General features: G+C 69.4%; 19 protein-coding genes. 10 read left to right on the plus strand and 9 right to left on the minus strand.

Annotated elements, in window-relative coordinates; translation table 11 throughout:
- The 3 genes from ABZT02_RS40010 to ABZT02_RS40020 form a co-directional block, all read left to right on the plus strand.
- Nucleotides 1–474 (plus strand): carbohydrate ABC transporter permease (locus tag ABZT02_RS40010; protein WP_356026961.1); only part of this gene is annotated, 474 nt, incomplete at its 5' end.
- A gap of 43 nt (nucleotides 475–517) precedes the next feature.
- Entirely contained in the window at nucleotides 518–2,551 is a 2,034-nt protein-coding gene (locus ABZT02_RS40015) for a beta-galactosidase (RefSeq protein WP_356026963.1), read from the plus strand.
- 247 nt (nucleotides 2,552–2,798) lie between these two features.
- On the plus strand, nucleotides 2,799–6,974 hold the full coding sequence (locus ABZT02_RS40020; RefSeq protein ID WP_356026966.1) for a beta-galactosidase: 4,176 nt from the start codon (nucleotides 2,799–2,801) through the stop codon (nucleotides 6,972–6,974).
- 108 nt (nucleotides 6,975–7,082) lie between these two features.
- Here the strand turns inward: ABZT02_RS40020 and ABZT02_RS40025 are convergent, their stop codons facing one another.
- The 4 genes from ABZT02_RS40025 to ABZT02_RS40040 form a co-directional block, all read right to left on the minus strand.
- Complete coding sequence (locus tag ABZT02_RS40025; RefSeq protein WP_356026969.1) at nucleotides 7,083–7,583, minus strand: pyridoxamine 5'-phosphate oxidase family protein; 501 nt, start codon at nucleotides 7,581–7,583, stop codon at nucleotides 7,083–7,085.
- A 96-nt stretch (nucleotides 7,584–7,679) separates the two neighbouring features.
- A complete protein-coding gene (locus ABZT02_RS40030; RefSeq protein WP_356026971.1) occupies nucleotides 7,680–9,311 on the minus strand; it encodes a cation acetate symporter in 1,632 nt (543 codons plus the stop codon).
- On the minus strand, nucleotides 9,308–9,751 hold the full coding sequence (locus ABZT02_RS40035; protein ID WP_356026973.1) for a DUF485 domain-containing protein: 444 nt from the start codon (nucleotides 9,749–9,751) through the stop codon (nucleotides 9,308–9,310). Before ABZT02_RS40035 ends, ABZT02_RS40030 begins: the two co-directional genes overlap by 4 nt.
- Before the next feature lie 438 nt (nucleotides 9,752–10,189).
- Entirely contained in the window at nucleotides 10,190–10,789 is a 600-nt protein-coding gene (locus tag ABZT02_RS40040) for a DUF308 domain-containing protein (RefSeq protein ID WP_356026976.1), read from the minus strand.
- Nucleotides 10,790–10,999: 210 nt separating this feature from the next.
- On the opposite strand from ABZT02_RS40040, the gene ABZT02_RS40045 reads away from it, so the two are divergent.
- The 7 genes from ABZT02_RS40045 to ABZT02_RS40075 all read left to right on the plus strand — a co-directional run bounded on the left by ABZT02_RS40045 (nucleotide 11,000) and on the right by ABZT02_RS40075 (nucleotide 17,812).
- On the plus strand, nucleotides 11,000–12,184 hold the full coding sequence (locus tag ABZT02_RS40045; RefSeq protein ID WP_356026978.1) for a histidine kinase: 1,185 nt from the start codon (nucleotides 11,000–11,002) through the stop codon (nucleotides 12,182–12,184).
- Nucleotides 12,181–12,840 (plus strand): response regulator transcription factor, encoded by a 660-nt coding sequence (locus ABZT02_RS40050; protein ID WP_356026981.1) that lies wholly within the window; start codon nucleotides 12,181–12,183, stop codon nucleotides 12,838–12,840. Before ABZT02_RS40045 ends, ABZT02_RS40050 begins: the two co-directional genes overlap by 4 nt.
- A 224-nt stretch (nucleotides 12,841–13,064) precedes the next feature.
- Nucleotides 13,065–13,505, plus strand: coding sequence for a zinc ribbon domain-containing protein (locus ABZT02_RS40055; protein ID WP_356026983.1), 441 nt, complete (start codon nucleotides 13,065–13,067; stop codon nucleotides 13,503–13,505).
- Nucleotides 13,506–13,642: 137 nt separating this feature from the next.
- Nucleotides 13,643–14,812, plus strand: coding sequence for a CoA transferase (locus ABZT02_RS40060; RefSeq protein WP_356027111.1), 1,170 nt, complete (start codon nucleotides 13,643–13,645; stop codon nucleotides 14,810–14,812).
- A 16-nt stretch (nucleotides 14,813–14,828) separates the two neighbouring features.
- Nucleotides 14,829–16,004, plus strand: coding sequence for an acyl-CoA dehydrogenase family protein (locus tag ABZT02_RS40065; RefSeq protein ID WP_356026985.1), 1,176 nt, complete (start codon nucleotides 14,829–14,831; stop codon nucleotides 16,002–16,004).
- A 28-nt stretch (nucleotides 16,005–16,032) separates the two neighbouring features.
- Entirely contained in the window at nucleotides 16,033–16,815 is a 783-nt protein-coding gene (locus ABZT02_RS40070; protein WP_356026988.1) for an electron transfer flavoprotein subunit beta/FixA family protein, read from the plus strand.
- 31 nt (nucleotides 16,816–16,846) lie between these two features.
- Nucleotides 16,847–17,812, plus strand: coding sequence for an electron transfer flavoprotein subunit alpha/FixB family protein (locus ABZT02_RS40075; RefSeq protein ID WP_356026991.1), 966 nt, complete (start codon nucleotides 16,847–16,849; stop codon nucleotides 17,810–17,812).
- Nucleotides 17,813–18,145: 333 nt separating this feature from the next.
- Here ABZT02_RS40075 and ABZT02_RS40080 read toward each other — a convergent pair whose 3' ends face one another.
- The 5 genes from ABZT02_RS40080 to ABZT02_RS40100 form a co-directional block, all read right to left on the minus strand.
- Nucleotides 18,146–19,012 carry a 3-hydroxybutyryl-CoA dehydrogenase gene (locus ABZT02_RS40080; RefSeq protein ID WP_356026994.1) on the minus strand — a complete coding sequence of 289 codons (867 nt, stop codon included), beginning with the start codon at nucleotides 19,010–19,012 and terminating at the stop codon, nucleotides 18,146–18,148.
- Between the two features lie 155 nt (nucleotides 19,013–19,167).
- On the minus strand, nucleotides 19,168–20,073 hold the full coding sequence (locus ABZT02_RS40085; protein WP_356026996.1) for a LysR substrate-binding domain-containing protein: 906 nt from the start codon (nucleotides 20,071–20,073) through the stop codon (nucleotides 19,168–19,170).
- A 131-nt stretch (nucleotides 20,074–20,204) separates the two neighbouring features.
- On the minus strand, nucleotides 20,205–21,305 hold the full coding sequence (locus tag ABZT02_RS40090; protein ID WP_356026999.1) for an alcohol dehydrogenase catalytic domain-containing protein: 1,101 nt from the start codon (nucleotides 21,303–21,305) through the stop codon (nucleotides 20,205–20,207).
- A gap of 49 nt (nucleotides 21,306–21,354) precedes the next feature.
- Nucleotides 21,355–21,906 carry a carboxymuconolactone decarboxylase family protein gene (locus tag ABZT02_RS40095; RefSeq protein WP_356027001.1) on the minus strand — a complete coding sequence of 184 codons (552 nt, stop codon included), beginning with the start codon at nucleotides 21,904–21,906 and terminating at the stop codon, nucleotides 21,355–21,357.
- 25 nt (nucleotides 21,907–21,931) lie between these two features.
- Nucleotides 21,932–22,936, minus strand: a complete 1,005-nt coding sequence (locus ABZT02_RS40100) for a VOC family protein (protein ID WP_356027004.1) — start codon at nucleotides 22,934–22,936, stop codon at nucleotides 21,932–21,934.
- Nucleotides 22,937–22,964 lie beyond the last annotated feature (28 nt).

Here is a 22,964-nt window from a genome sequence, read left to right on the forward strand (position 1 = left end):
TACCTGCTCATCGACCTGCCCGGCATCACCATGAGCGGCAAGCTCTACGACTCCGCGCTCGGCCTGGTCCTCATCCACGTGGCCTTCCAGTCCGGCTTCTGCGCCTTCGTGCTGGCCAACTACATGCGCTCGCTGCCGCACGAGCTGACCGAGGCCGCACTCGTCGACGGCGCCTCGGTGTGGCGGCTGTACTGGCAGATCGTGCTGCCGCTGTGCAAACCCGCGATGGCCGCCCTGGCCACGCTGCTGTCCATCTGGATCTACAACGACTTCTTCTGGGCCATCGTGCTGATCTCCACTGGCGAGAACATGCCCATCACCTCGGCGCTGAACAACCTCTCCGGCCAGTACTTCACCGACCCCAACCTGGTCGCAGCAGGTGCCCTGCTCACCGCGATCCCCACGCTGATCGTGTACTTCGCACTCCAGCGGCAGTTCGTCAGCGGCCTCACCCTCGGCGCCAACAAGGGCTGAACAAGCCCGCCCCTCGTCTCTCACACCTTCCGGAGTCCCACCAGTGAGCACCGAACGCCGTCTTCGCCTGCCCGGCCTCGCCTACGGCGGCGACTACAACCCCGAACAGTGGCCCGAGGAGGTGTGGGCCGAGGACATGGCTCTGATGCGCGAGGCCGGGGTGACCATGGTCAGCGTCGGCATCTTCTCCTGGGCCCTGTTGGAGCCGTCCGAGGGCGTCCACGACTTCTCCCGCATGGACAAGATCCTGGACCTGCTCCACGAGAACGGCATCGCCGCCGACCTCGCCACCCCGACGGCCGCCCCGCCCGCATGGTTCTTCCGCGCCCATCCCGAGGCACTGCCCGTCGACCGCGACGGCCGCACGCTGTCGTACGGCAGCCGGCAGACGTTCTGCCCGTCCAGCCCCGCCTACCGTGCCGCGGCGCTCGGCATCGCGGGCGCGCTGGCCGAGCGCTACGCCGACCACCCGGCCGTCGCCATGTGGCACGTCCACAACGAGTACGGCTGCCACAACGCCGCCTGCTACTGCGACACCAGCGCGGCCGCCTTCCGTGACTGGCTGCGGGCGAAGTACGACAACGACCTGCAGGAGCTCAACCGCGCCTGGGGCACCGCCTTCTGGAGCCAGTGGTACTACGACTGGGAGGAGATCATCCCGCCCCGCGTCACCGGAGCCGACCCCAACCCCACCCACCAGCTGGACTGGCGCCGCTTCTGCTCGGACGAGCTGCTCTCGCTGTTCACGGCCGAACGCGACGTGCTGCGCCGTGCGGCCCCGGGCATCCCCGCCACCACCAACTTCATGGTGGTGCACAACTTCGACGCGCTGGACTTCTGGCGTTGGGCCCCCGAGTTGGACATCGTCTCCAACGACCATTACTTGCGCTCCACCGACCCCGAGTCGGAGGTCGACGTCGCACTCTGCGGTGACCTGGTGCGCTCCATGGCCGGGGGGCCGTGGCTGCTGATGGAACACTCCACCGGGGCCGTCAACTGGCAGCCCGTCAACCGCGCCAAGGGGCCCGGCGAAATGCGCCGCAACGCGCTCGCCCATGTCGCGCACGGTGCCGACGGCATCGCCTACTTCCAGTGGCGCGCGGCCAAGGCGGGGGCCGAGCAATGGCACTCGGCGATGCTGCCGCACGCGGGTACGGACAGCCAGATCTGGCAGGACGTCGTGCAACTCGGCGCGGACCTACGGGCGTTGGCCGAAGTCCGGGGCAGCACCAACCCCGCCCGGGTCGCCGTCGTCTGGGACTGGAACTCCCGCTGGGCCATGGAGCAGCCCTCCCAGCCCAGCTCCGAACTGCGCTTCCAGGACTTGGTGAGGCGCTGGTACACACCGCTGTGGCAGGCCGGCGTGGCGGTCGACTTCGTCCGTCCCGACACCCCCGACCTCGACCGCTACCAGCTCGTCCTCGCGCCCAGCCTGTATCTGGTCGACGACACGGGAGCGGCCAACCTGGAGGCGTTCGTCCAGCGCGGCGGCACCCTGGCGGTGGGCTTCCACAGCGGCGCGGTGGACGAGAACTGCCACATACGCCTGGGCGGTTACCCGGGCGCCTTCCGGGAGATCCTCGGAGTGCACGGCGACGAGGCGTTCCCCCTGCTGCCCGGCCAGTCCGTCGGCCTGGTCGGCCAGGTCCCGCAGGGGGCGACCGCCGACCTGTGGACCGAACGCCTCCGGCTCACCGGGGCGGAGGCCGTCGCGAGCTACGCGGACGGACCGTTGGCCGGCGTCCCGGCCGTCACCCGCCACGCGTACGGCAGCGGTACCGCCTGGTACGTCGCCACGCACCCGGACCCCACCACTCTGTCCGCGATCCTGGAGCGCATCACCCGGGAGGCGGGTGTGCGCCCGGAGCGTGAAACTCCGGCCGGCGTCGAGGTGGTGAGGCGGCGCGGTGCGGACGCCGACTACCTCTTCCTGATCGACCACACCGGCCACGGCGCCGAGGTGCCTGCCGAAGGGGTCGAACTCCTCACCGGAAAGCCCGTCGTGGGCACGGTCACCGTCCCCGAGGGAGGCGTCGCAGTCGTCCGCGAACCGGTGGCCGAACCGAGCGGTGAGTGAGGGGGGTTCCGTCGTGCGGGGTAGTGGCGGTGGCGTACGGGGTAATGGCGGCCGAGCCCGCAGCCCTCGCCCTCACTGCCAGACCCTCGTCACGGTGGCCCGCGCCGGGCAGCCGCCCGGCGTTCGGCCGCCCCCACCGCCACATCAGCCTTCTACCGCCCCATTGTGTTGAGCCAACCGCCGCCCTACTGTTCGACTTTGCCTGAGTCTGTTGGATGCTGATCGCTCAGGCGAGAGGGAGGCCGCAGTGCGAGAAAATCGGACCGATTCAGAGACCGCGAGACCCGGTCGCCGTGGGTGGTGGAGGGCGGTCCTCGCGACGGCCGCGACCGTCGCCCTGGCCGTGGGGATGACCGCGCCCGCCACGGCGCGAGAGGCGGGCGGGCAGACATCCGCCGCCGCGCCCGCGGCCGACGCGCAGGCGCACACGGTGAGTCTCGACGGCTACTCGTTTCTCGTCGACGGAAAGCGGACCTACCTCTGGTCCGGCGAGTTCCACTACTTCCGGCTCCCCAGCCCGGACCTGTGGCGGGACATCTTCCAGAAGATGAAGGCGGCCGGCTTCAACTCGACCTCGCTGTACTTCGACTGGGGATACCACTCGCCCAAGCCGGGTGTGTACGACTTCACCGGGGTGCGCGACGCCGACAAGGTCCTCGACATGGCCGAGGAAGCCGGGCTCTACGTCATCGCACGCCCCGCGCCCTACATCAACGCGGAGGTCGACAGCGGGGGCCTGCCCGGCTGGCTGACCACCAAGGCGGAGAACAACCGCAGTGACGACCCGCGGTTCCTGCAGTACGCCGACGAGTGGCTGACGCAGATCGACAAGATCATCGCCCGGCACCAACTCACCAACGGAACCGGCTCGGTCATCGCCTACCAGGTCGAGAACGAGTACTACAACGGCTCCGCGGCAGCGCGCTCCTACATGCAGCACCTGGAGGACAAGGCCCGCGCCGACGGCATCACCGTGCCGCTGACCGGCAACAACAACGGCACGTTCAACTCCGGTGCCGGCGCCCTGGACGTGGACGGCCCGGACTCCTACCCGCAGGGCTTCGACTGCTCGAACCCCTCGAAGTGGAACGGCGTCCCGGACATCAGCTACGACCACCCGGCCGGCAAGCCGCTGTACTCCCCGGAGTTCCAGGGCGGCGCCTTCGACCCGTGGGGCGGACCGGGTTACGACAAGTGCGCCGAGCTGATCAACGACCAGTTCGCCAACGTGTTCTACAAGCAGAACATCGCGGTCGGCGCGACCGCGCAGAGCTTCTACATGACGTACGGCGGCACCAACTGGGGCTGGCTGAGCATGCCCCAGAACTACACGTCGTACGACTACGGAGCCGCGATCCGTGAGACCCGACAGCTCGATCCGAAGTACGACGAGGACAAGCTGATCGGGTACTTCACCCAGTCGGTGGCCCCGCTGACCAAGACCGACGCGATCAGGACCACGCCACCGGACGACTCCGCGGTCGTCGACACCGCCCGGATGAACCCGGACACCAAGACGCAGTTCCATGTGCTGCGGCACGGCAACTCCACGTCCACGGCGATCGACAGGACTCATATCGCGCTGGACTTCAACGCCCAGCCGGCCGGGGACACCAGCTACACCTGGGACGACCCGGACTCCGCGCTCCAGTACGCCGGCTCGTGGTCGCACGTGGCCAACCAGAGCTACACCGGAGGCGACTACAAGAAGACCGAGTCGTTCTCCAACAAGGCCGGTGACTCGGTCACCGTCCCCTTCGACGGCACCGCGATCCGCTGGATCGGCTCGAAGACCAACAACCACGGCAACGCCGACGTCTACCTCGACGGCACCAAGGTGGCGACGGTCGACGACTCCGGCGCCGAGAACCAGGCGGTCGTCTTCCAGAAGACCGGCCTGACGGCCGGGGCGCACACGCTGAAGATCGTCGTCGCCGGGAACCACAGCTCGGGATCCACCGACAACTACGTGGCCATCGACGCCATCGACGTGCCCACGGGTGACGCCGCCGCCCAGCCGACCTACCCGGTCGTGCCCCAACAGCCGGGCACCGCGATCACGCTCGACGGACGCGACTCCCATGTGATCGTGGCGAACTACCGGCTCGGCGACACGCAGTTGCAGTACTCGACCTCCGAGATCATGACCGACGCGACCATCGGCGACCGGGACGTCGCCGTGCTCTACGGCGACCCGGACAGTGACGGGGAAACGGTCCTGCGCTACTCCTCCAAGCCCACCGTGACCGCCACCGGCGGTACGGTCACGACCACTTGGGACCCCGCCACCGGCGACCTGCGGCTGAACTACACCCACAAGGGCCTGATCCGGATCAACGTCAGCGGCGGCGGACAGCGCCCGCTGCTGCTCCTCGTGGGCGACAAGGCCACGGCGAAGACCTTCTGGCGCCAGGACACCGCGACCGGCCCGGTCCTGGTACGCGGCACCCACCTGCTGCGCACGGCGACCAGCCTGAAGGGCGGCCGCACCGTGGCACTCACCGGCGACAACGCCGACGACAAGAACATCGAGGTGTTCACCTCCGCCGACCACGTCACCTGGAACGGCAAGGCCCTGAAGACCCCGGCCGCCGATCCCGGAAGCCTGACCGCGAAGATCCCGGTGGCCGCCGCGATCCACCTGCCGGCCCTGACGAACTGGAAGCACGCCGAGGAATCCCCCGAAGCGGCCCCCGGCTTCGACGACACCACCTGGCAGGTGGCCGACAAGACCACCACCAACAGCGTCTCCGGCATCAACAAGCTGCCGGTCCTCTACGCGGACGACTACGGCTTCCACACCGGCAACACCTGGTATCGCGGCCGCTTCCACGCCACCGGCAAGGAGACCGGCATCCACCTGGTCTCTGACTCCGGCGGAGGCGCGCAGGCCTTCTCCGCCTGGCTCAACGGCACCTTCCTGGGCAGCTCCACCACCGGCAGTGCCGACTTCACGTTCCCGGCCGGTTCGGTCAAGTCCAAGGGCGACAACGTCCTCTCCGTGCTCACCGTGAACATGGGGCACGAGGAGGACTACAACTCCACCAACGGGAACAAGACCGCGCGCGGCCTGACCAGCGCCTCCCTCGTCGGAGCCCCGCTGACCTCCGTCACCTGGCGCCTTCAGGGCGTACGCGGTGGCGAGGACCCGCAGGACACGGTGCGCGGCCCGCTCTCGACGGGCGGCCTGTACGGCGAGCGAGCCGGCTGGTCCCTGCCCGGCTACCCGGACGGCAAGTGGAACCGGGTGTCCCTGCCGACGACCGACACCCGAGCCGGCGTCTCCTGGTACCGGACCGATGTCAAGCTGGACCTGCCGCACGGTCAGGACACCTCACTCGGCCTGACGTTCACCGACGACCCGGCACGCAAGTACCGCGCCACGATCTTCGTGAACGGCTGGCAGGTCGGCAACTACGTCAACTACCTCGGCCCGCAGCACAGCTTCCCCGTCCCCAACGGCATCCTCGATCCGAACGGCCGCAGCAGCATCGCCATCGCGGTGTGGAACCTGGACGGCAGCACCGGCGGCCTCGGAAAGGTCTCGCTCACCAATTACGGCAGCTACGCCTCGTCCCTGCGCGTCGCGCAGAACGACAGCCCCCGCTACGACTCCCGCAGGTACGCCATGCCGAAGCGTCCGGGAGCGGACGTCACCCTGGACGTACCCGACACGGCTCAGCCGGGGGAGGCCTTCACGGCCCGGACGACCGTACAGGTGCCGAAGGGCGGAGCGTCCGCGTCCGGGCTGACGGCCTCGCTCTCCGCCCCCGACGGCTGGAGCGTGAGCGCCGTGGGCCCGCTGTCGCTCAAGAGCCTCAAGCCGGGCGGATCGGCCACCTTCACCTGGAAGGTCCAGCCGCCGACCGGGGAGCTGCCGTCCGCCTCGGCACTCACCACCACGGTCCACTACACACAGAACGGACGGCAGGCCACCGGTACCGACGAGCGCGTCATCGGCGGGATCCCGCCGACCCCACCGACCGGAAAGAGCGCGGTGAGCGACCTGCCGTTCCTGTCCTCCACCAACGGATGGGGCCCGGTGGAGCGTGACAGCAGCGTCGGCGAACAGGCCGCCGGTGACGGCCGTACGATCACCATCGCCGGCGTGGGCTACGCCAAGGGCCTCGGCACCAACGCGCTCAGCGACGTCCAGCTCTACCTGGGCGGAAACTGTTCGCGGTTGACGGCGCAGGTGGGCGTCGACGACGAGACGAAGGGTGCCGGAACGGTGACGTTCTCCGTGATCGCCGACGGCAAGACCCTGGTCACCACGCCGGCGATCAGCGGAAAGCAGGCCGCCGTGCCCGTCGACGTCGACGTCAGCGGCGCCCAGGTGGTCGACCTCAAGGTCGGGGACGCCGGCGACGGCAATGGCAACGACCACGGCGACTGGGCGGTGCCGACCCTGACCTGCGGCTGACGGCCGTAGCAGGAAAGCGGGTTCCGGCTTCTGGTCCCCATGCCCCGAGAGGCGTGGGGGCCGGAAGCGCGGTGCTCCGCCCGTCCCGCATGGGTGATCCCCCACCGCTCAGGCCCGCTGCCGCTCCTCCCGCTGCCGGACCAGTTCCTCGACCGCGCTCGGCAGCGTCGTCTCGAAGTCGATGAGCTTCGCCCAGGTCGGGGTCACGACGATACGGACCATGCCGTCGTGGTAGAGCGAACGCACCTCCGCCTCCCACTCCACCCGCTGCTCGGGGGTCATCTCGTAGCTGCTGGTCGGCTGGAGGTACTCGTCCGGGATGCCGTCGACGAAGTCCAGTTCGGCCCGGCCCCGGATAAGGAGGATCTTGGGTGGGTGCACCTCGGTGTCGATGGTCAGGGCGACCGCCGGGTTCTCACGCAGGGCCGCGAGTTTCGGGGCGTTCTTCGAAGTGCACATGACGATCTCCGAGCCGTTCCAGGCGAACGCGATCGGGACATTGCGGGGTGTGCCGTCCTTGGCGACGTAGGCCAGGCGGGTCAGGTCGCGAGCCAGCAGTTCCTGACTGATCGGCCGGTTCAGGACCTCGGTGATCTCGTTCGCCTGCATGGTTGTTCCTCCCGTGGTGGTGGCTGCTGTACCCGGGACGGAGCCGGCGCCACGTTCTCGACACCCGGACAGCATGAGTTCTGGGAGGAGTTTTCGTCAGGGCCCGTCCGGGCTCCAGCTCGGGTGTCGTCGGGGAGGTCCGGCGAGGATCAGTTGCTCGATGCCGGCGTACCGTTCGCGTGCGCGACGGGCGCTACGGCGTCCGCTCAGAACGGTGCCCAGCCAGCCGCAGGCGAAGCCCACGGGTACGGAGACCAGGGCGGTCGTGGTGAACGGGAACCAGTTCAGGTCGGCCTCCGGGAAGGCCGCTGCCGGTGACCCGGAGACGAGCCGGGTGCCCGACATCAGGACGAGGACGGCGACCGAGCCGCCGATCAGCGTGCCGAGCAGCCCGGCCTTGCCGAAGCGCCGCCAGAACAGCGAGTAGACCAGCGCGGGGGCGATGGCGGAGGCGCCCATGCAGAAGGACAGAGTGGCCAGGGGCTGGAGGCTGCGGTGCTGGGCGAGGGCGGCCAGCAGTACGACGGGTATGCCGACGATCAGTGCGCTTGCGCGTGCGAGGGTCATCTCCCGCAGCGCGGGCATGCGGCTGTTGCGGGAGGCGATGACGTCGTGCGCCAGGGAGTTGGCGCAGGCGAGCGTCATCCCGGCGACGGACGCGAGGAGGGTCAGGAAGACCGCCGTGGTGACGGTGCTGAACACCAGGCTCTCGGTGCGGGAGACGTCGGCGCCGAACACGGCTCGCGCACCCAACAGGTAGGCGGTGCTGCCGTGCGGGTCGGCGGCGGTGATCTGCTCGCGGCCGACCAGTGCCGTGCTGCCGAGACCGATGACGGTGATCACCAGCATGAACAGGGCGACCGAGGACACCGCCCAGGACATCGTGCGCCGTACCTGGCGGGCGTTGCCCGCGGTGTACATCCGCATGGTGACGTGGGGCAGGCAGGCGCCGCCGAGCACGATGGCGACCTGTGTGCTGATCATGTCCAGCCCGGGGTGCGGCCCGTCCGCGAACTGCAGGCCGTACTGGAGGAAGGCCTCGCCGGTCCCGCTGCGCCGCGCGGCGGTGTCGACCATCGTTCCCGGGTGCCACCCGAAGGAGGCGAGGATGAGCACGGCGACCACGAGCCCGGACCCGAGAAGCATCACCGTCTTGATGATCTGGATCAGCGCGGTGCCCTTCATCCCGCCCAGGGCGGCGTAACTGATCATCAGGATGCCGGCACCGAGGATGCAGCCGGTCTGCATGGCACGGTCGGAGAAGCCCAGGATGAACGCCAACAGCTGCCCCACGCCCGCCAGTTGGACGATCATCATCGGGATCAGCGACAACAGGGTCACCACGCACGCCGTGATGCGCACGGCCCGCCCGGGGACACGTCGGCTCAGCGCGTCACCCATGGTGAACCGGCCGGTGTTGTGCAGGGGTTCGGCGAGCAGGAACATCAGCAGGAGCAGGGACAGCAGCGTGCTCAGGGCCAGGACGACTCCGTCGTACCCGCACAGCGCGATGACCCCGCCGATGGTGAGCACGGTCGCGGCGGAGATGTAGTCGCCGGCGACCGCCAGGCCGTTGCGCAGCGGGGACAGGGTTCGGTAGCCGGTGTAGAACTCCTCCAGGTCGTCGCGGTCGGGGCCGGTCAGTACGCACAGCAGGAGCGTGAGGGTGACGACGCTGCAGAAGGCGACGAGGGACCAGGACTGCGCGGAGCCGCCGAGGTCGGTCATGCCTGTGCCCGTCCGTCGCCGTCGGCCGGGCGTGCGTACCGGCTGACTCTGCGCGCCAGGGGATCCACGAACCGCCGTGCCGAGTACTCGAAGAGCAGGACGGCCAGCCAGGTGACGGGGATCTGCACGACGGCGAGCAGCAGGCCGGTGGGGAGCCCGCCGGGGGCCGGGCGGGCCATGAAGGCGGGGGCTTTGACGGTGAGGGTGAGGAAGACGGCGAAGTAACCGAGGGCGACGAGGGTGGCCACGCGCCGCTGCCACCGGCAGGCACGGCGCAGGACCCGCAGGGCACGGTGATAGCTGGACCATGAACGCTGACGGGTCCCGCTGCCTGGGCGCTGTCCGGCCGCCGCGGGGGACGGCGGCCGGAGAGCGGTGGGGGAGGGGACCCGTCCGTTGTGCCGGTGCGGCAGGGATAATTCCGAGCGGTCGTAGGACATCCCAAAACTCCTAGCGCGGTGGGCCCGGAAGTCACGGACCGCAAGAAGGTGGGGGAGGCGGAGGCGGTTCGGGTCACCGCACGTTATGCGGGTGTCCGGGCGGTGGATGTGTGTTCCGTTGAACTTTCTGGCGCCAGTCCGCGCGCAAGCCGGCCTTGACGGGTGCCCGTGGTGCGGGTGTGACGGGAGGAACCCGGGTGTCTCCTGTGTTCCCTTCCCTTCGGAACCGATCGTCCGTACGTCGTACGCCAGTCCCAACTGGCATGGGCCGCTCTGACGGGAGCGGACCGGTCGGCAGGGCGAGGGACGGTACGGCGTATGCCGTAGCGGTGTGCCGTCCGTCGAGGGGGTGGTACTGGTGGCATATGCCTGTCGAGTATCGAGTCGTCTGCACGTGCCCCGGTGCACGACTCCGGGGAGCGACTTCGCCGGCGGTGGTCAACGCTGTTCGCGTCGGCCGCGGATGCTCAGGGCGATGACCGAGACAAGGAACCAGAAGGCACCGAAGGCCGAGTATCCGGCGAGAGTGGACAGGCTGCTCGTCGCCGACGCGGAAGTGGCGGCGATGGTGGCACCGGCGAGGACGGACTGCGCACCGCTGATGATCATGGGCCACTGGGGGCCGACGGTGCGCCGGCGTCGGATCGCCACGACGAGCTGGACCGCTCCGGCAAGAAGGGCCCAGACACCGAAGACGAGGAGGGCCGTCCTGACGACGGAGAAGGCGGCGATGATCATTCCGGCGGTGGTGGCGAGGCCGAGAGCCATGTTGGCGGCGCTGACGCGGCTCGCGGAGCCGGTGCCCGCCAGGCGACGCTCGAGGAGCGTGGCGATCACATCCCACAGGGGATAGACGATGAGCAGCAGGGCCGCGATCACTGTGGGCCTGTCCGTCGACGCGAGCGAGGCGGAGGTTGCGAGGACCAGCGCCACCCAGATCAGGGAGAAGACGACTCGGATCAGGTAGAGCGACCGCAGCCCGGAGGGCGTCGTCGCGGTCGTGGTCGAAGCCGGCGAAGTTACGGTGGTCTGTGTCATCGGGTGTCCCGTTGCGATCGTGGCGGTGCGAGGCGGGCGCCTCGACGACGAGTCTCAGCGGCCTCGGAGGCGGCCGCGTACTTCGAACGAAGTAGTTCTGCCCTCCACTTCCACGCGCCGGGTTTCCGGCGTTCCCGGCGACCGAAGCAGCCTCGCCGTCTACATCGTTCGAAGTACGCGGCCGCGGAACACGTGAACGAGAATCAGCTCATGGCCAAGGCGCACAACAGTCAGGACGGGCCGGTGGCACCCCTGTGGGTCCGCCGCCCCGAGGTGCTGCACCGAGCCGCCTATTCGGTGGCCGCGCTGGTGTTCACCGGTCAGATCGTGGCCGTGATCCTGCGAGGGTCGGACGGGCCGACGGCCCTGTCCGTGCTCCTCGCCGGCAGCGGTGTCGCCCTCTCCTGGCGGCAGCCGTGGGCAGGACTGGTCGTGGCGAGCGCGGCGTCCTTCGCCGTCACGGCGGTGGGCCACGACCCGCTGTCGGTGTGGATGATGGCGGTCCTCGTCCTGTTCTCGGTCACCCTCAGGGGAAAGCAGCCGCTGCTCGGAACCGGCATCGTGGCGGCGTTCTTCCTGGGAGCGTTCATGACGGTGGGAGGATTTCGCGGGGGCGCGTTCGTGGGAGCCGCCGCCCTCTTCTCGGCCATGGCGGGAGGTGCGACCGGGGCCGCGCTCCGCATCCATCGAGAGCACTGGTGGACCCTGGAGGAACGGGCCGAGAGCGCCATCGCCACCCGCGAGATCGAAGCCACCCGACGAGTGACCGAGGAACGGCTGCGCATCGCCCGGGACCTCCACGATGTCATCGGCCACCAGGTCGCGATGCTGAGCATGCACCTCGGGGCCGCGGAGATCGGACTGCCCGCGGACGCCGAGTCGTCCCGGCAGGCCCTCGTCTCCGCCAGGTCGAGCGCCCGCACCGTCGTCGTCGAGACGCAGCGCATCCTCGCGCTCCTTCGCCTCGCGGACGACGTCCGTGACGACGAGGCGCTCCGGCCGACCCCGGCGCTCAGCGGTCTGCAAGGACTGGTCGCCTCTTTCGAGAGTGTCGGCCTCGACGTCCGAGCCTCTCTCGATCTCCCCGCCGGTTTCGTGGAGCCCAGCGTGGGCGTGACGGTCTACCGGGTCGTCCAGGAAGCACTCACGAACGCCTACCGGCATGGCGAAGGGACGGCGACGGTGGAGGTGAGCGAGCGCGACGACAGGATCTGCGTCACCGTGGAGAACCGCGTCGGTCACTCCTCCCGTGGCTCCGACCCGGGCAGCGGACTGGGACTCGTGGGGATGCGCGAGCGCGTCGAGTCGTCCAACGGGCGGCTGACGATCGACCGTCACGACGGGCGATTCCGGGTCCACGCGGAGTTCAGCCTGCTGGGAGCCGTCGTCCGATGACGCGGATTCTGATCGTCGACGACCAGGAGGACATCAGGGCCGGGATCCGGGCGATGCTCCGGCTCGACCCGGGTCTCGTGGTCACGGGAGAGCTCTCCGACGGGCTCCAGGTCGTCCCCTTCCTCCGGGACCACCCCGTGGACCTGGTCCTGATGGACATCCGGATGCCCGGCATCGACGGCGTCGAGGCCACCCGCCGGATCCGTGCGGAGCACCCACCCGAAGAGACGCGGGTGATCGTGCTGACCACTTTCGACCAGGACGACATCGTTCTGGCCGCCCTGCGCGCGGGCGCCAACGGTTTCCTGAGCAAGACCGTGAGCCCTGCCGAACTCGTCGCCGGGATCACCGAGGTCGTCGGCGGTGGAGGCGCGCTGTCCGCCGCCGCGACGGCCGCGCTCATCGGTCACATGACCGACAGCCCACCTCCGGTGATCGACCGGGAGCTGCTGCGACGCTTCGACGCGCTGACCCCCAGGGAACGGGACGTGGTCGTTCTCGTCGCGAGCGGCCTCGGCAACGACGAGATCGCGGCCCAGATGTCCGTGTCGCCGTTCACCGTGAAGACGCACGCGGTACGGGCCATGACGAAGGTCGGCGCACGCGATCGCGCGCAACTCGTCTCGTTCACCTTCCGCGCCGGGCTCTATCCCTGACCCCGGCTCCCTCGTTCGTGGCCGTACCTCCGCGCCCACCAGTGCCCCGTGCCGAGAGTAGCGCCGGGAAAGGCACTCCGACCTCGGTGAACAGAACGTTTTCCGCGCACAAAGATGCGTCAGCTCGTCGTTGACCGGCGCTTCGTGGCAGGGCCAGGGTGAGGGAGACATATCGGATTCCGAACGCCCGTTTCCGGTCACCGAAGTGAGTGCAGGAGGCCGTGATGCTCCAGACCGCCAGCCGTGAACCCGACGAGTTCCGGACAGGTGACGACGTGGGCGCCGTGGCCACGACGGCGACCGCGACCGCCGACCCGTCCGCACCGGAGGCCCGCGGTGAACTGCTCTTCCAGAGCTGCCTGTGGTGCGGCACTCCGGCCTATCGCCGTTCGTTCTGCCGCGCCTGCGGTTCCACCGCCTTCAGACGGGAGCGCAGCACGGGTGCCGGGGTTCTCGTCCGCCGTATCGGCCAGTCCCCGGTCGAGACCTGGTTCGTCGCGATGGACGAGGGATTCACCCTGGTCTGCCGGCTCGCCAGGGCGGAGCCGACCGTGGTCGGGGCCGGGTCGAGAGTGCGTGTCGTGCGGGCCGTAACCCCGCGCGAGCAGGGACTTCCCCTCATCGAAGTCACCTACCGGGCAACGTCCTTGGACCGCCGGTGGTGAGGGGACACAGCACCGGTCGGATCACGTTCGCATAGGCGGCACGACGAGAGAAGAGGGCAGCAGTGGACACCCAGGACAACGCACCGGACGGACGGGCCGGCCCAGTCGGCGCATCCGGCGAAGCAGGGCGCACCGCGCTGCACGGTCTGCGCATCGCCGACTTCTCCCGGGTGCTCGCGGGACCGTACGCCACCATGCTGCTCGCCGATCTCGGCGCCGACGTGGTGAAGGTGGAGCGCCCGGGCATCGGGGACGAGACCCGGGCCTGGCACCCCCCGGCGGACCAGAACGGCACCTCGACGTACTTCCTGGGCGTCAACCGGAACAAGAGGTCCGTCGCCCTGGACCTCACCACCGAGGCGGGCCTCGAACAGGCCCGCTCCCTCATCGCCGCATCCGACGTCCTGGTGGAGAACTTCCGTCCCGGCACGATGGAACGGCTGGGGCTCGGTCATCGCGAACTACGTGCCCGGCACCCGGAGTTGATCTACTGCTCGATCAGCGGTTTCGGCAGCGGAGCGGGCGCCGCGATCCCTGGCTACGACCTGCTCGTACAGGCCGTCGGCGGTCTGATGAGCGTGACCGGGACCGCCGACGGGGAACCGGTGAAGGCCGGTGTGGCCCTGGTCGACGTGATCACCGGCCTGCATGCCTCGCTCGGCATCCTCGCCGCCCTACGGCACCGGGACGCCACCGGCGAAGGGCAACTCGTGGAGGTGAACCTGCTCGCCTCACTGCTGTCGGCCATGGTCAACCAGGCATCGGCCTTCGCCGTCGCCGGTGTGGTTCCCGGCCGCATGGGCAACGCACACCCGAGCATCGCCCCGTACGAGACCCTGCCGACCGCGGATCGGCCGATCGCCCTCGCGGTGGGCAACGACCGGCAGTTCGCGGCCCTCGCCGAGGTCCTCGGCGATCCCGGCCTCGCTCTCGACGACCGCTTCCGCACCAACGCCGACCGGGTCGCTCATCGCGTCGAACTGCGGGACATCCTGGCCGAGCGGCTCGGCGGTGCGGGTGCCGACCACTGGTCCACCGTCCTGCTGGCGGCCGGAGTGCCCGCCGGACCGGTCAACACCCTCGACGAGGCCTTCGCCTTCGCCCACAAGCTCGGCCTCCCCGGAATCGTCGACATCCCCGGCGCCCCCGCCGACGGAGCCGAACCCTTCCGCCAGGTCGCGCACCCCATCGCGCTGAGTGGAGCCCCGGCGCAGTATCGCCTGCCCCCGCCCTCGCTGGGCCGGCACACCGCGCAGATCCTCCGCGACCTGCCCGGCCCGTCCGACCACCCGATTTCCCAACCCTGATCACAAGGAGCCCGTCATGAGCGGCAAGCCGCTGAAGGACCCCCTCGAACTTCTCGACATCGCCTCGGTGCTCACCGACGAGGAACGCGAGATCCAGGCCACCGTCGCCAGGTTCCTCGCCGACCGGGTGCGCCCGCACATCGGCGAATGGTTCGAGAACGCCCACTTCGCCCGCGAACTCGCCCCGGAGCTGGGCAAGCTGGGCGTACTCGGCATGCACCTGGACGGCTACGGCTGCGCCGGCACCAACGCCGTCTCGTACGGTCTGGCCTGTCTGGAACTGGAGGCGGCGGACTCCGGCTTCCGAAGCTTTGTCTCCGTGCAGGGCTCGCTGTCGATGTTCTCCATCTGGAAGTGGGGCTCCGAGGAGCAGAAGCAGGAGTGGCTGCCCCGGCTGGCGGCCGGTGAGGCGATCGGCTGCTTCGGCCTGACCGAGCCCGACTTCGGCAGCAACCCCTCCGGGATGCGCACCCGGGCCGTCCGTGAGGGTGGCTACTGGATCCTGAACGGCTCCAAGATGTGGATCACCAACGGCGGCATCGCCGACGTGGCCACTGTCTGGGCGCAGACCGACGACGGCGTGCGCGGCTTCCTCGTGCCGCGCGGGACGCCCGGCTTCACCACGCAGGACATCAAGCAGAAGATGTCGCTGCGCGCGTCGATCACCTCGGAGCTGTACTTCGACTACGTACGGCTGCCCGACGCGGCCCGGCTGCCGCACGCCCAGGGCCTGCGCGGACCGCTGTCGTGCCTGAACGAGGCCCGTTTCGGCATCCTGTTCGGTGCGGTCGGCGCGGCCCGCGACTCGATCCAGGCGGCCATCGACTACGCCGACTCCCGCGTCCAGTTCGACAAGCCGATCAGCGCCTTCCAGCTCACCCAGAAGAAGCTCGCCGACATGAGCGTCTCCGTGGGCAACGCCGCCCTGCTCGCCGTGCACCTGGGGCGCCTGAAGGACCAGCACCGCATCCGGCCCGAACAGATCAGCGTCGGCAAGCTCAACAACGTGCGCGAAGCGATCGCGATCGCGCGGGAGTGCCGCACCATCCTGGGAGCCAACGGCATCTCCCTGGAGTACTCACCGTTGCGCCACGCCAACAACCTGGAGTCGGTGCTCACCTACGAAGGCACCAGCGAGATGCACACGCTGGTCGTCGGCCAGGCGCTCACCGGCTATCCGGCGTTCCGCTGACGCCCCCGGCCGAAGAAGGAAGACGACCGTGAACATCGTCGTACTCGTCAAACAGGTTCCGGACACCGCTGCCGAACGCACCCTGTCCGAGGCCGACCACAGGCTCGACCGCGAGAACACCGACCTCGTCCTGGACGAGATCAACGAGCGCGCCGCGGAGGAAGCGCTGACCCTCAAGGAAACCACCGACGCCGAGGTCACCGTGGTGTCCATGGGACCCGACTCCGCGCTCGACGCCATCCGCAAGGTCCTGGCGATGGGCGCCGACCGGGGAATCCACATCTGCGACGACAGACTCCGGGGCGCCGATGTGGTGAGCACCGCGAAGGTCCTGGCCGCCGCCGTGCGGACGGTGGCGGACGTGGACCTGGTCCTCGCCGGAAACGCCACGACCGACGGACAGGCGAGTGCCGTCCCGGCCATCGTCGCGGATCTGCTCGGCCTGCCGCAGCTGACCCACGTGCGTCACATCGACGTGGGTCCGGGGCGGGTGCGCGCCGAGCGCGAGACCGAGAGCGGTGAGGCGACGCTGGAGGCGCCGCTGCCCGCGCTGGTCAGCGTCACCGAGAAGATCAACGAGCCACGCTATCCCTCCTTCAAGGGCATCTTGGCCGCCAAGAAGAAGCCCGTGGCGACGGTCGACCTCGACGACCTGTTCCCCAGCGCGGACGACACCGGGTTCCTCGTGACCCGCACGCGCGTGGTCGAGGCCGTCCCGCGTCCGGTGCGGGCCGCCGGAATCCGCGTCACGGACGACGGCTCGGCCGGCCGGCAGCTCGCCGACCACCTGATCGCCCAGAAACTCGTCTGAACCGCCCCGACCACAAGAAGCAGGCACAGCCATGCCCGACGTCCTCGTCCTCGTCGACCACGACGGGGAACGCGTCCACAAGTCCACGTACGAACTCCTGGCCGCCGCACGGCGGTTGGGTGACCCGATCGCCGTGCTCGCGGGAACTCCCGGCACATCGGCCCGACTCAGGGACTCCCTCGCCCGTCACGGCGCCATCGGCGTCTTCGTGGCCGAATCCTCGGAGGCGGGCGAATTTCTCGGCTCGGCCGCCGTCAATGCCCTGCAACTCGCGGTCCGGACGGTCTCTCCCGCCGCCGTCCTGGTCTCTTCGACGACGGACGGCAAGGAGGTGGCCGGACGCCTCGCCGCGCGGCTGGACACCGGGTTGTTGACCGACGTGGTCGACCTGCACCCCTCCGGCGCAGTCACGCAGGTCGTCTTCGGCGGGGCGTACACCGTGCGCTCCGAGGTTACCCACGGTGTGCCCGTGATCGCCCTGCGGCCGGGTTCTTTCGAGCCGGAGGAACACCCTGTGCAGGCCGTGGAACACGAGCTCGTCCTGCCGCCGATCGACCCCGCGGCATCCGCCCGCGTCACCGCCCGCCGTCCCGCGGTCGCTGGCGACCGTCCCCCGCTCACGGAGGCGAGTGTCGTCGTCTCCGGCGGACGTGGTGTCGGAGGGGCGGACAGCTTCAAGGTGGTGGAGGAGCTGGCCGACGTCCTGGGCGGCGCGGTGGGGGCGTCTCGTGCCGCGGTCGACGCCGGCTACTACCCGCACCAGTACCAGGTGGGGCAGACCGGCAAGTCCGTCTCTCCTCAGCTGTACATCGCGCTGGGCATCTCCGGGGCCATTCAGCATCTCGCCGGGATGCAGACGTCCAAGACGATCGTCGCGGTCAACAAGGACCCTGACGCTCCCGTCTTCGGCGTGGCCGACTACGGCGTGGTGGGCGACCTGTTCTCGGTGGCTCCCCAGCTCACGCAGGAAGTGGCCGCACGGCGCGGGGTCGCTTGACGCATCAGGGGAGGTGCTTGCCGGGGGCGTTGTCGAAGCACGCCCCCGGGCGGCCCATGGGCCGGGTCACGCCGGCAGGCCCGGCGGAAGGTCCGGCGGAACCGGCGGGAGGTGTGCTCGCTGCCGCGATCACTGTGGAAGATCACGCCCTTGACGTCGCCGCCGCGGGTGGCGAGGTAGTGCTTGCCTCGCCGGTTTCGCCCCGCGGGGCGCACGGCAAAGGCCGGCCGGTCCGGGCCGCACCTCCGGGAAGGATTCGATGGGCGGCTGTGGTTATCTGCGGCCAGGGGGGCCGGCCCCGACGACACCGCATCGGAGCCCGGCCGAAAGCCCTCAGGCCGCCCGGTAGTTGAAGAATCCCTGCCCCGACTTACGGCCCAGCAGCCCCGATTCGACCATGCGGCGCAGCAGCGGGGGCGGGGCGTACAGCGGTTCCCGGTACTCCTCGTACAGTGCTTCGCCGATCGCCGCGACCGTGTCGAGGCCGATGAGGTCGGCGAGACGCAGAGGGCCCATCGGGTGAGCGCAACCGGCGGTCATCCCCGTGTCGACGTCCTCCGCGGTGGCCGTACCGGAACTCACCATCCGTACCGCCGCCAACAGGTAGGGAACCAGCAGGGAGTTCACGACGAAACCCGCGCGGTCCTGCGCTACGACCGTCTTCTTGCCCAGGGTCTCGCCTGCGAAGGCACGCACACGCAGTTCCGTGGCCTTCGAGGTGTGCAGCGAGGGGATCACCTCGACCAGCGGCATGACCGGCACCGGGTTGAAGAAGTGCAGGCCCACCACCGCCTCGGGCCGGCCGGTCGCCGCCGCGATCCTGGCGATGGGGATGGAGGAAGTGTTGGTGGCCAGCACGGCCGTCGGGTCGGTGACCACCTTGTCCAACTGCCGGAAGAGCTCGGTTTTGGCCTGTTCGTCCTCGACGGCGGCCTCGATCACCAGGTCCGCCCCCGACAGTCGGGAGAGATCGTCGGTGGCCGAGATCCCGGCCAGGGCAAGTGCGCGGTCCTCGGGCGCGATGGCACCGCGCTTCTCCGCCTTGAGCAGGGAGTCCGCCACGCCCGCCAGTCCCGCCCGGGCTCTGTCCTCGGTGACGTCGCACAAGGTGACGTGCAGCCCGGCCCGGGCGCAGACCTCGGTGATGCCCCGGCCCATCTGGCCCGCCCCTACGACGCCTACGTACTTGATCGCTGTCATGCGCTTCTCCGCCTGTCCCTCCGTCTGGTGACGGTCGACCGCCGCCGCCACGGTGTGTGCTGCCGTATCGAGCCTAGGTCGGGTACATCCCATCTGACCTGCAAAAACAGTGCGTCATCCGCGCACAAAGGTGCGTTGGCGCAGTGTTGACGAGATCAGTTGGCGGCCGTCGCGACCGCGGCCTCCCGCAGTCGCCGGATCACCCCGCGCACCGCGGGCGAGGTCTCCCCCCTGCGGTAGGCGCCGACCAGCCGGGTGGTGAGCGGTACGTCCGCCAGCGGCCGGTACGCCACCCCGGGGATGTGCACGCGCCGCAGTGAGTCGGGGACCAGGGCCACCGCGAGACCACCGCCCACCAGGGTCAGCGCGGCGACGTAGTCCCGCACCGGGGGAGCGCACAGGGGGCTGAAGCCGCCCTGTCCGGCCACTTCCAGGATCTGGTCGCGGCAGCCGTACTCCTCGTCGAAGTGCGGGGCCACGAAGTTCTCGTCGCGCAGCGCGGCCGCCGGTATCGCCTCGTACGCCGCCAGCGGCGCGCCGGCCGGCAGTGCCAGGACGACGTCCTCGGTGAGCAGGCACGTCGCTGTGACCTCCGGCGGGTATTTCGGTCTCCACCGCAGGAAGCCGACGTCGATGTCACCGCAGGCCAATGCATCCAGTTGGGCCGGTGTCTCCAACTCCCGCACCTGTACCGTCAGTTCGGTGTCGGGGGCCGCGCAGCGGGTGAGGATGTCGGTGAGCACCCCGGAGAACGCGGCCGAGGCGACGTAAGCGATCTGGGCGTGTCCCAGTTCCCCGCGTCCTGCCCGTCGGCCCACCGCCACGGCCCGGGCGGCCTGCGCGAGGGTCAGCCGCGCTTCTTCGAGGAACAGTTGCCCGGCACTGGTCAGTGCCGGGCGGGTGCGTCGCCCGCGGTCGATCAGCCGCACACCCAGGTGCGACTCCAGCGCCCTGATCTGGGCGCTGAGTGCCGACGGTGCGAGGTGCAGGCGATCTGCCGCCCTGCCGAAGTGCAGTTCCTCCGCGACGATGACGAACGATTCCAGCCAGCGCAGTTCCACCGGTTCCTCCATCCTGCCGGGCCCGCGCCGTTCGGAGAACGGGCAGTCCGCGGCCTGTGGTGATAACACCCCGCGGCGATGTCAGGGCAGAACAGGAGCTCGCCGCGGGGTGAGTGTGGGTGGTCCGGCGGTCAGGGGAGCACGACGTAGTTGCTGAATCCCCCGTCGAGGTCCGTGGCGCGTCCCGAGATCGCTTCGTTGACCTCGGACAGCGGGAAGGGCTTGGTGATCAGGTAGGACAGGTCCAGGGCTCCGGTCGCCACCATGTCGGCGACCTCCTGGCCCTGCGCGGTGGTGAACCAGTTGGAGCCGATCAGGTGGACCTGTTCGTCCATGAGCCACTTCACGTCCACGGGCAACCGGTCGGCCACGCCCCCGACGTTGACCACCCTGCCACCCCGGCGGACGCCCTGCATGGAGTCCAGCATGGTCTCGACCGGGGCCTTGGCACCCAGGGCGCTGATGACGAAGTCCGCCCCCTCGCCGCCGGTGCGGGACTTCGCCCACGCGCCGGAGGAGCCCTCACCCAGCCGCATGACCTCGATCCGGTCCGGGGCCAGTTCCTTGACACGCTTGAGGAGTTCCTCGTTGCGGCCGGTACCGAGAACCCTGGAGACACCCGAGGCGAGCGCGAGGAGGGTGGAGGCGACGCCGAGGGTGCCGGTGATCCCGTCGATCAGCGCGACCTGGCCGGGGCCCGCCGCGGCGTACTTGAGCGCTCTGTAGGAGGTGCCGATGTAGCCGAGCTTCCCGGCCTGCTCGAACGTCATGTTGTCCGGGAGGTTGACGATCGAGTACTGCGGTGCCGTCATGTACTCGCAGAAGCCGCCGTAAGGGTAGAGATCGAAGATCCGCTGACCGTCGCGGGAGGTGCTGAAGTAGCCGTTCAGGGTGAAGTAGCGGCATCGGCTCAGCTCACCGCCGCGGCACATCTGACAGCTGCCGCAGGAGCGCAACGGGCTCACGTAGACCCGGTCGCCGGGCTTGGTGTTGAGCACCGCCTCGCCGACCGCCTCGACCACCCCCGCCGGGTCCAGGCCGAAGATCGCGGGCAGCCTGGGCAGGGGCTGGTGCGGGTACCAGGTGGGCCAGTTGTTGATCACGTTGGCCATGTTCGGCACGATCCCGCATGCCTTGACCCGCACCAGTACGTCGGTCGGCCGCGGAGTGGGCACGTCGACGGTGTCCACGGACATCGGTTCACCGAGCGCGTGCAGTCGGGCAGCGAGCATTTTCGCCATTGAAATACTCCGGTGTTGATGGGCAGTCTGGTGCCGGGAACTATGAATTGGCGAACGGGTCCGGGTAATTGTCCTCGAGGTCGATGTCGAGCAGCCCCATAATGCGGACGCCGGAGTTGTACCAGGCAATGGACAACGACAGTTCGACCATTTGTCGGTCCGTCAGGTGATCGGCTGCGGCACGCCATGTCTCCGTCGAGACGTCGACCTTGAGTGTGGATTCCTCGGCGAGGCGCATGACCGCCTTCTCCGTGGCGTCGAACAGCTCGGACGACTCGAAGTCGGCCACCGCCGCGAGCTGTTCCTCGGTGAGGCCGGCCTTGAGGCCGTGCGACTGGTGGTGCGCGACCTCGTAGGCGGTCCGGGTCGCGTGACCCACGGTCAGGATGGCCAGCTCGCGCAGCTTGGGGCTGAGGTCGGCGGCCCGCAGCGAGTTGGCGTAGGTCAGGAATCCGTCCAGTTGCTCGGGCGCGCCCGCGAGCGCGAGGAAGATGTTCGCCGTGGGTACCTTGCGTTCGGCTTCGAGCCGGTCGTACAGGGGCTTGGTCGCCTCGTCCGCGTCCTCGCGGCGCAGGTAGGGAACTCGTGCCATGTCGTCTCCTCGGGAGCGAAGGGGGTCAGTGGGCGGACTGTTCGAGCAGGAACCGCTCGAGAGTCATCGGCTGCGGCGTCTGGGCCGGCGGGATCTGCTTGACCCCCACGAAGGGCGAGGCCTCGAAGTACCACTTCTCCAGCGCGGGAAGCCCCCAGCGGACGTTCGTGCTCAGTGATCCCGCGTCCCAGCGCACCGGCTCGACCTCGGTGTCGATGGTCTGGTAGTGGCTGTTGAAGACCTCCACCCGGTGACCGTCGGGGTCGCGGAGGTAGGTGAAGAGCATCCCGCCCGGGCCGTGCCGTCCCGGGCCCCGCTCCACCCCTTCGCCGTACCCGAGGAGCCCCGCCCAGTCGCAGGCGGTGAAGATGTCGCGGCTCTCGGAGACCGTGTAGGCGAAGTGGTGCAGGGCGGGGCCGCTGTTCTCCACGATCGCGAGGTCCAGGCAGGTCCCCTTGCGGTACATGAACGCGCTCAGCAGCTTGTCGCCGTGCGCCAGGTACTCGGAGTTGCGGAAGCCGAGCTCGCCGTAGAAGGCGGTGAGTTCATAGGTGTTCGGCGCGAAGGTCTGGAAGTGGTCGAGGCGCTGTGCGTGGGCGCCCTTGTAGTGCTCGAAGTCGATGTGCAGCCTCGGGCGGGTCTCCATGTGCGCGCAGAGTTCCAGCGGTGTTCCGGCCGGGTCGCTGACGTGCAGGGTGCGGCCCTGGTACGGCATGTCGACCCACTCCGCGGGCAGCCCCCGGTCGCGGAACCAGTCGTGGGCGATGTCGAGGTCCTCGTCGAAGAAGACCCGGAAACCGATCCTCCGGCAGGAACCGGCGCCCTCTTCGTCCAGCTCCAGGACGAGGCTGTGGTGGCATGCCTCGGCGAGGCCGCGGAGATAGCAGGTGCGCTCGTCCTCGTCGCTGACGACGAGCCCGAGGGCGCTCGCATAGAAGTTCCGGCTCTCGGCCAGATCCGCGACCGTGAGCCGGACGTGACTGGAGCGGGTGATGTTGAAACTCGGACGCAGATTGACGGGTGGCAGCATGCTGGTCTCCGTGCGCGATTCGGCTCTT

The sequence above is a fragment of the Streptomyces sp. NPDC005402 genome (assembly GCF_040606575.1).
Taxonomy (GTDB): domain Bacteria; phylum Actinomycetota; class Actinomycetes; order Streptomycetales; family Streptomycetaceae; genus Streptomyces.

What these genes read in the sequence shown, in the direction of transcription:
- ABZT02_RS40025 (WP_356026969.1), bottom strand. Translation starts at nt 7,583, where the DNA reads ATGCAGGCGAACGAGATCACCGAGGTCCTGAACCGGCCGATCAGTCAG.
- ABZT02_RS40030 (WP_356026971.1), bottom strand. Translation starts at nt 9,311, where the DNA reads ATGACCGACCTCGGCGGCTCCGCGCAGTCCTGGTCCCTCGTCGCCTTC.
- ABZT02_RS40035 (WP_356026973.1), bottom strand. Translation starts at nt 9,751, where the DNA reads ATGTCCTACGACCGCTCGGAATTATCCCTGCCGCACCGGCACAACGGA.
- ABZT02_RS40040 (WP_356026976.1), bottom strand. Translation starts at nt 10,789, where the DNA reads ATGACACAGACCACCGTAACTTCGCCGGCTTCGACCACGACCGCGACG.
- ABZT02_RS40045 (WP_356026978.1), top strand. Translation starts at nt 11,000, where the DNA reads ATGGCCAAGGCGCACAACAGTCAGGACGGGCCGGTGGCACCCCTGTGG.
- ABZT02_RS40050 (WP_356026981.1), top strand. Translation starts at nt 12,181, where the DNA reads ATGACGCGGATTCTGATCGTCGACGACCAGGAGGACATCAGGGCCGGG.
- ABZT02_RS40055 (WP_356026983.1), top strand. Translation starts at nt 13,065, where the DNA reads ATGCTCCAGACCGCCAGCCGTGAACCCGACGAGTTCCGGACAGGTGAC.
- ABZT02_RS40065 (WP_356026985.1), top strand. Translation starts at nt 14,829, where the DNA reads ATGAGCGGCAAGCCGCTGAAGGACCCCCTCGAACTTCTCGACATCGCC.
- ABZT02_RS40075 (WP_356026991.1), top strand. Translation starts at nt 16,847, where the DNA reads ATGCCCGACGTCCTCGTCCTCGTCGACCACGACGGGGAACGCGTCCAC.
- ABZT02_RS40080 (WP_356026994.1), bottom strand. Translation starts at nt 19,012, where the DNA reads ATGACAGCGATCAAGTACGTAGGCGTCGTAGGGGCGGGCCAGATGGGC.
- ABZT02_RS40090 (WP_356026999.1), bottom strand. Translation starts at nt 21,305, where the DNA reads ATGCTCGCTGCCCGACTGCACGCGCTCGGTGAACCGATGTCCGTGGAC.
- ABZT02_RS40095 (WP_356027001.1), bottom strand. Translation starts at nt 21,906, where the DNA reads ATGGCACGAGTTCCCTACCTGCGCCGCGAGGACGCGGACGAGGCGACC.
- ABZT02_RS40100 (WP_356027004.1), bottom strand. Translation starts at nt 22,936, where the DNA reads ATGCTGCCACCCGTCAATCTGCGTCCGAGTTTCAACATCACCCGCTCC.